Source organism: Methylobacterium sp. E-005, from assembly GCF_022829725.1.
GTDB lineage: Bacteria > Pseudomonadota > Alphaproteobacteria > Rhizobiales > Beijerinckiaceae > Methylobacterium.
Genome location: NZ_JAKSYG010000083.1, coordinates 15,550 through 26,186, shown reverse-complemented (window position 1 = coordinate 26,186; position 10,637 = coordinate 15,550). Strand labels below are relative to the sequence as shown.

The following is a 10,637-nucleotide window of genomic DNA, read 5'->3' as shown; positions in this document are numbered from 1 at the left end:
GCGAGGAAGGCTGCCGGTCCTGCCTGATCAGCGCCAGCTCCTCGGCGCTCCGTTCCTCAACCCCGATAAGACGTTCATCGGTGTCTTCGACGGCTCGGATCAGCTCATCCAGCTTCATCTGGATAGCGGCGGTGTCACGAGCGCCGGCCACCAGAATGACGCCGGCCAAGAGCATGGCGGCGATGGACAGGAACAGGTTGAAGACGAGTGCCCAGTGGTCGTTAAAGCTGAGGATGAAGCCGGCGCCCAGTCCAGCGGCGACGGTGAAGCAGGTCGTCAGGAAGCCGACAGGCTTTGAAAGCCACACGGCAAGGCCGATGATCGGACGGTCCAGCATCAATCCTCAAGCTCAGCGCATCGAGCCGCTAAGCAAGATAGCGCGACCGTGTTTCCGGAATGATCATGTGCCTTCTATGTCAACTCAGGCATAGGGGCCGCCGAACAGGTCCCCGAGCGCCTTCCGCCGGAACAGCGTGCGCCACCGCCGCCTCTGGTGCTCCGGCCGGTCGTGGATCATGTGGCAGCGTTGGCAGAACGCCGAGAGGTTGGCGTCCGCGTTGTTCGAGGTGTCGTGATCACGGTGGGCCGCCGCCAGGATGACCCGCGTTCGGCGAGCACGACCGATAATGTCGGTTTCCGCATCAACACGGATCCGCCTGCCCCAGCCATCGCGCCACCGACCGGCATCAGCGTCCCACCAGCGACCATCGCCCAGATGGTAGACCATCCGTCCGTGTGGCCGCCCGCAGCCCTCGCAGCATCCTTTCGCCCGGCCGAACCGGATTACAGCCGAGAGCTGCGCCCAGTCGATTGGATAGAAGAAGCGGTGCTCGGGCCGGATCGGCATGGGGCGCACTGTGCCACCGAGCCTGATGGAAACAAGGCGTTGGCAACCTTCGCTCCATTTCCCGATTTGACCCGTCGTGAGCGAAGCCCCACCCCCCGAACCTCCATTTGCCCTCGTCGTCGATGACGAGCCGCTGATCCTCATGGAGGCCGTCAGCATCTTGGAGGAAGCCGGTTTCCAGATGCTGGAGGCTGCACACGCCGTTCAGGCGTTGCGCGTCCTCGGTCAGCATCACGCCCGTGTAAAGCTGCTTTTCAGCGACGTGGACATGCCAGGAGATATGGATGGGTTCGCTCTCGCCCGCGAGGTCGCCCGGTGCTGGCCATTGATCGCGATCGTTCTCGCCTCGGGCCGAGCCAAGCCGGGGCCCGGCGATCTGCCGGAGGGGGCAACCTTCATCAGCAAGCCGTTCAGCGCGCAGATCGTCCACCATCACGTGCGGAAGACGATGCCCGAGCATGTGCAGCCTGAGCCGCTTCGAAATAAATAGGCGAGGCGCGACTATTGCTGCACGGGATTTTCGGAGCCGCCCGGATCCAGCCGATCTATCAAACTGCTGCCGCCGCGGGCATCGGTCCAAAATCGATCACATGTTGTTTCGCGTTATGTACGGTGCCTGCTAGATGGACGAGGCCGTGGGTTCGACACTCGCGCGAGCGAGCCCGTTCCCGGCCATGTGCGCTTCTTCCGATCTCGGACTTGTTCACGACGACGACCGCCTCCAGGCGCTCGTCGCTTTGGATTTGCTCGACACGCCTCCGGAAGACGGCTTCGAGGATATCGTCCATCTGGCCGCCTTGGTGTGCGGCACGCCGGTCGCGCTGGTGTCGCTCGTCGCGGGTGACCGGCAGTGGTTCAAAGCGCGGGTCGGCTTTGCGCCGTCCCAGACCGACCTCAACGCATCTGTATGCGCCTACGTCCTCGCCGAGCCCGACCTCCTGGTCATCCCCGATCTGACGGCCGACCCTCGCACTCGGGAAAACCCGCTCGTCGTCGGTGAACCGCTCATCCGCTTCTATGCGGGTGCACCTCTGCATGGACCGGACGGCCATGTGCTGGGGAGCCTGTGCGTCATCGACCGGAAGGCGAGACCCGCCGGTCTGACTGCGAAGCAAGCGGATGGGCTGCTCCGGTTGGCCCGGCAAGTGACGACGATCCTGCGCGAGCGGCACCAGAACGCACAATTGCGGGCTGCTCACGCCGAGCGTGAGGCCAACGCGATCCACTGGCGCAACCTGTTCAGCCACCTTCACGAGGGTTTCCTGGTCGGCGAGGCGGTCCGCGATGGCGAAGGTCGGATCACGGACTGGCGCTACGTCGAGGTCAATTGTGCTTGGAGTGACTTGGTCGGGATCCCACCGGAGCGAGCGATCGGCCGCACCGTCCGCGAGGTGTTTCCGGACTTGGAAGACGTGTGGATCGAGGAGTTCGCACAGGTCGTCGAGACCGGCGAGCCGGTCACCTTCAAGCGACAGTCCAGCATACTCGACCGCTGGTACGAGGGGCGCGCGCAGAGGCTGAGTCCGGACACCTTTACGGTTCTGTTTCTGGACGTGACCGAGCAGGTCCTGGCGGAGCGGGCCGTGCGCGCTCAGCAGGCGCAGCTGCTCACCATGATGGAGAGCGTGCCGATCGGCATCATGCTGGCGGAAGCCCCGTCCGGCCGCATCCTGATGGGCAACCGGAGGCTGGCCGACATCCTCGGCCATGACACCCTCTACGCCACGTCCAGCAACGCTTACGGTGATTTCGTCGCCTACCACGCGGACGGTCGCCGTGTGGACGCCAACGAGTATCCCTTGGCGCAGATCAGCAACGGGGAATGCGACCGATCCACAATCGAAGTGGAGTACCAGTGCCCCGACGGAGAGCGGCGTTGGATCGCCATCGCCGGGGAGGCGATCCGGGACGATCAGGGCGTGCTGGTCGGCGCAGTGGTCGCGATCAGTGACATCGGCGAGCGCAAGGATGCCGATGCGCGGCAGGCGGTGCTGAACCGCGAACTGAGCCACCGGCTGAAGAACACACTGACGCTGGTGCAGGCGATCGCCGCGCAGACATTGCGAAACGCACCCGACATCGATACGGCACGAGAAGCGCTGGCCGCCCGCCTGATCGCGCTGGGCAAAGCGCACGACATCCTGCTGGACGGGCCCGCTGACAGCGCATACGTCGAGGCGGTCGTGCGTGGGGCGCTCGATTTGCACGACGATACGGGATCCCGGTTTCAGATCAACGGGCCGGGCCTATCTGTCGGGCCGTCCACAACCTTGTCGCTCGGCCTGTTGCTCCACGAACTTGCGACCAACGCTGTAAAGTACGGGGCACTCTCCGTAGAGGATGGCACCGTGGCGATCTGCTGGATGATCGAGGGAGAAGAGTCGGAAGCGTCGCTCCGCTTCGAATGGCGTGAGCAAGGTGGACCACCCGTGACGCCGCCGACCCGCCGGGGATTTGGCTCTCGCCTAATTGAACGCGGCCTCTCCGGCGGAGAAGTCGCGTTGTGCTATTCGCCCGAGGGCGTGACGTGCACCCTGGTGTCTCCACTTGCAGGGCTGCGGGTAGACGGCTGACACGCTCCAACGTCTTAGACTCAGCATTCGACGATACCAGCCCCGATGGGCAAGCCTCGTCGCAGCCCTGCGGATCGAGCGAGACGCATGGCGCGAGGAGGCTGAGCGGTTGCGGACGCAGGCGGTGCGCACCGCTTGACGTCTCGACACTGTCCCCGGCGCCTGCCATCTTAAGCGCATAAACGCCCAGGATGGCCAGATCTACAGTCCATTGAGCTGTCGGCATTCCTTACGAGCCGCCTCGATCCGCCGGTCGAGGTACGTGGCGAGGTCGACCAGCGCGACGCCCTTGGCCGACTTCTGGCTGGCGTCGATCCGCACGATCGGTAGGTTCAGCTTGCCTTCGCTGATCCTGCGCAGGAGGTGTTCCTGCGACATGCCGTCGAAGAAATCCTCCCGCACGCGGTCAAGCGGGATGATGACCAGAGGGCCGTACTGCTCCCGTAGGATGGCGAACGTCGTCGGCGGCGCAGGGTCGGGCGCTCGCATGCTACGGGCCTTCATGGTGTTCTCCGCGAGGTGAGGCTCTCAGCGCTTCCGCGTGATGTTCACGGCTGCAAGCCGACCGTCTGCCTCCGCTTCGTCGAGGATCCGTTTCGCCCTCTCCGTAGGGCTGCCGCCTCGCTTTCGAGCCTCCTCTAGCTCGATGACAAGGCGGTCCATGACCGGGGCGTACTGCTCGCCGAGCTTCTCCACGACATACGCGATGAAGAGGGTCGCTTCCTCAATCTCGGCGATGGTCGGCTCACAGTTATCGAAGCGCTTTTTCCACCGCCCCGCGCTTGGCTGTTGCCTTGGCATCGGAGGCTCCCAGTCTCGAACGGGGGCCCATCAGAACGGATCGGCAAGGCTGTCGGCAAGTCGGAATGTAACGCCGTTCTCGATCAGCGGCTGACCCCTGATCCCGGTACACCCCCGTTACTCCCTATCAGCGGCTGACATGGGCACGCAGTGCCCCTGTGGCCCCGCTCTAAAAGATTGGGGCTTGTACCTTGCCCTGTGCGCCCAATTCGGCACGACGTCGTGCGCAGAGAGGCCGACGTCAGCACGAGCGGTAGCTCGGTAGCCGCCCCTCTCCTGATCACGAGGGGCGGCTCGGGCTTAATCTCAACCGTGTGGCTTGAACACGACCTTGGTGCAGTTGTCGGTCTTGTCTCGGAACATGTCGTACAGCGCTGGGCCATCCTCCAAGTTCGTCGACCGGTGACTGATGATGAAGGACGGGTCGATCTCACCCTTCTGGATACGCTCCATCAGCGGCTTCATGTAACGGACCATGTGCGTCTGGCCCGTCTTCAGGGTCAGCCCCTTGTTCATCAGAACGCCGAGCGCCACTGGCCCGACCGGCCCGGCGAAGACGCCCGGCATCGAAACGTTGCCGCCGGGGCGACAGGCCAGGATTGCCTGGTTCAGCGCGAACGGCCGCTCCAGGCTGACGGTGTGCTCCATGATGGCGGAAGATACCTTCTGAAGCGTCGTGTCCGCCCCGTGGGACTCCATGCCGACCGCCTCGATGACCGAGTCAGGCCCGAGGCCATGGGTCATCTCCATCAGCGTGTCCTGCACGTTCTGGTGAGACAAATCGATGGTCTCCGCACCGGCCTCCCGGGCGAGCGCCAGGCGTTCAGGCACGCTGTCGATGGCGATCACACGCTTGGCCCCAAGCAGGTAGCAGCACTTCACGGCCAGCACGCCGACTGGGCCGCAACCCCAGATCGCGACCGTATCCTCAGGGCCGATGTCGCAGTGCTCGGCGGCTTGGTAGGCAGTCGGGAAGATGTCGCTGAGGAACAGCACCTGCTCATCGGTAAGGCCCTCCGGCACGACGATGGGGCCTACATCGGCGTAGGGCACGCGCAGGTACTCGGCCTGGCCGCCGGCATAACCACCGGTGATGTGCGAAAAGCCGAACAGGCCGGCCAGCGGGTAGCCGTAGGTTTCGGCCTGCATCTTGCCGTTCGGGTTGGTGCGCTCGCAGCAGCTCCAGTTGCCCCACTTGCACTGCCGGCACTCGCCACAGCAGATCGTGAACGGCACCACGATGCGATCGCCGACTTTGAGCTTCTGGTTGTCGCGCCCGACCTCAATGACCTCGCCCATGGTCTCGTGGCCGAGGACGTCGCCGCATTCCATGGTCGGCATGAACCCGCCCATCAGGTGCAGATCGGAGCCGCAGATCGCGCAGGCAGTGACCTTGATGATGACGTCACGCCCGTGCTCGATCTTCGGGTCAGGTACGGTCTCGCAGGTGATCTTGCCCCGGCTCTGCCATGTCAGCGCTTTCATCGAACCCGTTCTCCCGCAGGTACAAACCGCAGGGATAGCTGTTCAGAACTCGTGCTGTTCCCGGATGACCAGCCGCTTTCGCGCCGATGTGAGGAGGCCGCGATGCAGCGAGTACGCAAGGGCGTAACCATCGTGCATGAGCAGAAGATCGACTTGGTGAAGTAGAAGCGCTGAGCGGCGGCCTCCTACTGCTCCAGGCGATAGATCACACCGTCGACCATCTCGACCCGGTATCCCATGCCCATGAGCGTATCGTGTACGAGCTCCGCGGCCGTCGCGTGCCCGGTCACTTCGGCCTCCATCTTCGCCCGGATGTCGTGCATCTCAAGCACGGATGGGATGCCGTGCTCGACGTGATGATCCTCGATCAGAGCGAGGGCTTTGACGATGGTGGGGTCCATGGCCGGCTGTAGCCTGCTGCCGGTGGAGCGGACAATCTAGGCATCTCGACACCCACTTCGTCGCCCGCCATCTTGAGCGCATGCCCGCGCAGCACGGCCAGACCTGCGACCCGCTGGAGGAGAGGGCGGTACGCATCCCCGCGCTGAAGCGGCACGCTGCAACGTTCCATATAGCTCCCCGTTGTTGCGCTAGATGCTACAGCGCAGCTTGATGCGCGCGGGAGTCCACGATGACCTCCACACCGCCAGATCGCGCGAAGCCGGATCCCAACGAAACGGGAAACTCCCTCGCCTGGACCTTAGCTCTGACCACCGCGCTTCTCGGCATCGTAGCTCTACCGCGGCGTACAGCACGCCCGGCATCTACCCCCAAGAAGGTACGGGCTGACGAAGCCGGAGCGGCGCGCCAGACTTCTCCCTCTCATTCCGGCCGCGAGGCCTACGAGGTAGCCCGCACTCAGGCCGATCGCGGACGCCAGGCCACACGGCCGACCGAGATCCCGGTGAAAGGCTGGAAGGACATCGCGCTGCGCACCTATAGGGATGTAGGCGAGAACCGGATCATGCTGGTGTCAGCCGGCGTGACCTTCTTCGCGCTGCTGGCGATCTTCCCCGCGATCGCCGCCCTGGTATCCGTCTACGGGCTCGTGGCCGATGCCTCGACCATCAACGACCAGCTTGCTAGCCTGCAGGGTATCATGCCCCAGGGCGCGCTCGATATCCTCAGCGACCAAGTGAAGAACCTCAACGAGAAGGGCAACGCGACGCTGGGCCTAAGCCTGCTCGTGAGCGTCGCTCTCTCGGTGTGGAGCGCCAACGGCGGCATGAAGCACATCTTCGACGCTCTCAACCTCGTCTACAACGAGCGCGAGAAGCGCAACTTCTTCGTGCTCAACCTCGTCTCGCTGGCGTTCACCGCTGGCGCGCTGCTGTTCCTGATCCTAGCGCTCGTCGCGGTCGTGGTGCTGCCGGTCGTGTTCGAGTTCATCGGCGTCGGCAAGGACGCGTGGTGGCTCGCCCTGCTGCGCTGGCCCGTGCTTCTGCTGGCCGTGCTCGGCGGCTTGGCGGTGCTATACCGCTACGGTCCGAGCCGTGACGCGCCGCGCTGGCATTGGGTCACGGGAGGAGGCGCCGTGGCGGCGGTGCTTTGGCTCGGAGGTTCGCTGCTGTTCTCGTGGTACGTCGCCCGCTTCGGCAGCTACAACAAGACCTACGGCTCGCTCGGGGCGGCAATCGGGTTCATGACCTGGATCTGGATCTCGACGACGATCGTGCTGCTCGGTGCACAGGTGAACGCCGAGATGGAGCATCAGACGGCCGAGGACACCACAGTGGGCAAGCCCCAGCCCTTGGGCACCCGGGGTGCGAAGATGGCCGACAGCGTCGGCGCTGCCGCGGAGTAAGGCGCTACCGACCTACACCTGCGTTCCTCAGCATCCCGTAGAACTTGCCTGGGTCGAACATGGCTCGGGCCCGCTGCAGACTAATTGGTCAAACAGAGCCATCTCGACAGCCACGGCCGTGCTCGCCATCTTGAACGCATGGACGCCGGCCTGACCCTCGCAAAGCTCATCGGGCCGATCTCGACAACCTCAGGGGCGCATGCCTACCTGTGCGGTATGCGCTACGCTCTCGCCGCCGTTGTCCTCATTGCAGCCGTAGATCCGGCAGTGGCTCAGGGCGCCCCGGACGCTTCCTTCGGCTTCCGGGAGATCCCGTGCCGATACTACGCCAATCCAAAATCCGACCCGACCGGCGACATTGTCGATCTGATGCCGCAGATCTGGGAGGGCGTAGCTACCTACGTCCGGACGCGTGGGCCGCTCACCAGCTACCCGTCTGAGTGCGCCATCAATGCCTTGGTGGAGGCCGAGTGTCGGCTGACCCCGAAGGTCTCGATCGGCGTAGCCGTCAACAACCTCTATGCGAAGGTGAAGGCGGGACGGCCACTGCCACAAGGCCACGCCTGCGGGGCGTGATCCCGCCAGTCATCACGCCTTTCCATAGTCCGCCGCCGCCGCGAAGGCTCGGTTGCCCTTCGACGCTTGCTTCAGATCGGCCATGATACCCCTGCCATCCGTGGCTGGGGTGCTGATCGTCACCGGGCCGTGGATGTGTGTGTCGCTGAAGGAGCGATTGTCCTGCGCGCTGCGGTTGTCGTTGACCGTGCGGGATACCATCGCAGCTTGGGCAGCGTTCGCCTGAGCGACCGTGGCCATTGCACCCGCACGCCGGGCATCTTCAAGCGCTGAGGATTTGCCCAGGGTGGCGGCAGAAGCGCCGGGCGTCGCTCGGGCCGCCTTCGCCGCCGCCGCCGCAGCTACCAGCCGATCCTCCATTCCCTGCTGATGGGCCCGGCGCACCCATTCCGGCGCGTTGGCTGTCGATCCGCCTGCGCCCCAGGCCGCAGGTGACCCACCGCCGACATGGATGCCGTTGGCGCCCATGTAGTTCGGAGCCGCCCCGACGCCGTTGGCACCCGCCTTCACGCTCTCCCGGATGAACTTCTCCATCACCACGCGATCGGCGTCGTTCGTCATGTCGAGGTAGCGACGCTTCCCATCCTGACCGACCATGTAGAGCTTCAAGTCGGCGGCATTGCCGTGGTCGTGACGGCGGCTGCCGGTCCGGTTCGATCCGCTCTCATCCTGACCGCCGGAGTAGATCTCCGCGCTGACGCCAGACGCCGCCGCCGCTGCCTGGATCTGGCGGCCGAGGGCGTCGGTGATGCCTTGGCTGCGGACCCCGCTCTGTCGCTGATCCACCCCGCCGACGCCGTTGACGGCCGGGATGTCTTTCTTCGACTGGTTGGGGGTGTACCCGCTGTCCCCCCAACTCGGGTCGGCGTTCCGCAGGCCCTTGTAGCCGTACCACTCGGAGCCGGGGTTGTAGTTCGGGTCCGCCGCCATGCGCTTCTTGATGTGCTCCGCAGCCCACCGAACCTGAGCGGGGATCGTCTTCGGGTCGTGCAGATCGAGGCCCGTCTCCTTCTCGAACACCGCTCCGAGGCCACCGCGCCGGTTCAACTGGAACGGGCCGTAGCTGTCCTCCTTCGAGTCGCTCTTCACGTCGTAGGCGTTGGTATGCAGCGACTCCCCAGCCCGGATGCCGTGCATGATGCGCGGATCGATGCCCGCCCGCTTGGCCTCGGCCTCGTACACGGCCGTGAGATTGCCGCTGGACGCCGTTGCTGCCCCGGCACCGCTGCCACCACCGAAGCCGAGCTTTCGCTTCAGCCACCGCCCGCCGCGCCGCAAGACACCGCCCATGCCCGCGCCGCCCGCTGCGCCGCTGGCCTCATCGTCCCAGTTGTTGGTGACGCCCGGCTTCTGGGCGTTCGGGACCGCAGCATCTGCGCCGACAGCCGTCCCCACGGCCGCGCCGATCGCCGCCGTCCCGCCGATCCCGAGAGCCCCGGCCAACGTCCCGAGGATGCCCGGCGTCGCCGATCCCGTGAGGGCGAGCCGGATCAGCCCGAGCATGCGCAGCAGCGCGAAGAGCTTCGTGAACAGCCACGCGCCCAGCAGGGCCTCGAACACCACCTTCCAGCCGCCGACCGCCTTGGCGGCCTCGTTGGCGCCGCGGGCGAAATCGAGGACGCCCTTCCCGATCGCGTTCCAGTCGATGGACCGGAGGTAATCGGCCAGCGCCTTCACCTTCTCAGCGATCTGGGTACGCAGCCACTCGCCGTTGGCCTCGTACCACTTGGTGAACTTCTCGATGATTTCGCTGATCGCCGGGGACAGGCTCGTCCAGATCGTGCGGCCTAGTCCCTCTGAGATCGTCCCGACATCGTGCAGGGCGGTCGAGAACCGCTGCGCGTTCTCCGTGTCCTGCTTGGTGATGACCCCGCCCAGGCGCGCCACCTTCGCCTGAGCTTCCTGGACCTTGTCGCTGCCCTGAACCAAGAGCGCGATGGTGCCGGGGTCCAGCCCCGCCTGCTCCAGCAGGTTCGTCGTGAACGACAACCCCGACTTCGCCACGAGCGCCTTGGCGGCGTCCGCGGTGTCATAGATCGTCTTCTGGGTGTCCTTCCCGAACTGGATGACCTTGCCGGACGCGCCCGCGAGCCGGGCCAGCATGTCGTAGGTCGCCGACCGGCCGGTGAGCTTCACCTCGTTGTAGGCGTTGCTCAGCTTCTGGAACGAGCCAACCGCCGCGTCGGCCGATCCGCCGCTACGCGATACCGCGTTGCCGAGCGAGGACAGCGCCTCTGGTGTCGTCTCCAGCGATTTGGCGAGACGCCCAAGCGCGGCGTCCGAGGCTGTGATGTCCCTGACGAAGTCCTTCACCGCCCGCCCGGCCGTGAAGATGGCGAACAGCTTCAGCGCGTTCCGGGCCAGCCGGTCGAAGCTCTCGCCTGCCTTGTCCAGGCTCTTCTCAATAGCCGCGGCCTCCTTCTGGGCCTGCTGGCGCGTCTTGATCAGGGCTGCCGCCGCGTCCTTCTGGCCTTTGGTGAACTGCTTCGGGTCGAAGCCGAGCGTCACCACGAGAGCATCGATCACGGTCGCCATCAGGCACCTCCGGCGC

Annotated in this window: 11 protein-coding genes; 4 read left to right on the top strand and 7 right to left on the bottom strand. The window is 65.2% G+C overall.

All coding sequences use genetic code 11. From position 1 onward, the window contains the following. A partial coding sequence (locus tag MKK88_RS09650; protein WP_243999107.1) for a low affinity iron permease family protein occupies positions 1-337 on the bottom strand: 337 nt, incomplete at its 3' end. Between the two features lie 84 nt (positions 338-421). Then, a complete protein-coding gene (locus MKK88_RS09645) occupies positions 422-847 on the bottom strand; it encodes a hypothetical protein (protein WP_243999104.1) in 426 nt (141 codons plus the stop codon). Between the two features lie 76 nt (positions 848-923). On the opposite strand from MKK88_RS09645, the gene MKK88_RS09640 reads away from it, so the two are divergent. Together MKK88_RS09640 and MKK88_RS09635 are read left to right on the top strand one after the other, a co-directional pair. Continuing rightward, positions 924-1,337 (top strand): response regulator, encoded by a 414-nt coding sequence (locus MKK88_RS09640; RefSeq protein WP_243999102.1) that lies wholly within the window; start codon positions 924-926, stop codon positions 1,335-1,337. 133 nt (positions 1,338-1,470) lie between these two features. Beyond that, on the top strand, positions 1,471-3,420 hold the full coding sequence (locus MKK88_RS09635) for an HWE histidine kinase domain-containing protein (RefSeq protein ID WP_243999099.1): 1,950 nt from the start codon (positions 1,471-1,473) through the stop codon (positions 3,418-3,420). 201 nt (positions 3,421-3,621) lie between these two features. On the opposite strand, the gene MKK88_RS09630 is transcribed toward MKK88_RS09635, so the two are convergent. The 4 genes from MKK88_RS09630 to MKK88_RS09615 all read right to left on the bottom strand — a co-directional run bounded on the left by MKK88_RS09630 (position 3,622) and on the right by MKK88_RS09615 (position 6,107). Beyond that, positions 3,622-3,924 carry a pyocin activator PrtN family protein gene (locus tag MKK88_RS09630; RefSeq protein ID WP_243999097.1) on the bottom strand — a complete coding sequence of 101 codons (303 nt, stop codon included), beginning with the start codon at positions 3,922-3,924 and terminating at the stop codon, positions 3,622-3,624. A 24-nt stretch (positions 3,925-3,948) separates the two neighbouring features. Beyond that, positions 3,949-4,221: a hypothetical protein gene (locus MKK88_RS09625; protein WP_243999095.1), complete on the bottom strand. Its 273-nt coding sequence runs from the start codon at positions 4,219-4,221 to the stop codon at positions 3,949-3,951. 306 nt (positions 4,222-4,527) lie between these two features. After that, on the bottom strand, positions 4,528-5,706 hold the full coding sequence (locus tag MKK88_RS09620; protein ID WP_243999093.1) for a zinc-dependent alcohol dehydrogenase: 1,179 nt from the start codon (positions 5,704-5,706) through the stop codon (positions 4,528-4,530). 185 nt (positions 5,707-5,891) lie between these two features. Further along, positions 5,892-6,107, bottom strand: a complete 216-nt coding sequence (locus MKK88_RS09615; RefSeq protein WP_243999091.1) for a hypothetical protein — start codon at positions 6,105-6,107, stop codon at positions 5,892-5,894. Positions 6,108-6,337: 230 nt separating this feature from the next. On the opposite strand from MKK88_RS09615, the gene MKK88_RS09610 reads away from it, so the two are divergent. Continuing rightward, positions 6,338-7,510 (top strand): YihY/virulence factor BrkB family protein, encoded by a 1,173-nt coding sequence (locus tag MKK88_RS09610; protein WP_243999089.1) that lies wholly within the window; start codon positions 6,338-6,340, stop codon positions 7,508-7,510. 138 nt (positions 7,511-7,648) lie between these two features. Next, entirely contained in the window at positions 7,649-8,086 is a 438-nt protein-coding gene (locus tag MKK88_RS09605; protein WP_243999087.1) for a hypothetical protein, read from the top strand. Between the two features lie 12 nt (positions 8,087-8,098). Here the strand turns inward: MKK88_RS09605 and MKK88_RS09600 are convergent, their stop codons facing one another. Next, on the bottom strand, positions 8,099-10,621 hold the full coding sequence (locus tag MKK88_RS09600) for a hypothetical protein (RefSeq protein ID WP_243999085.1): 2,523 nt from the start codon (positions 10,619-10,621) through the stop codon (positions 8,099-8,101). Positions 10,622-10,637 lie beyond the last annotated feature (16 nt).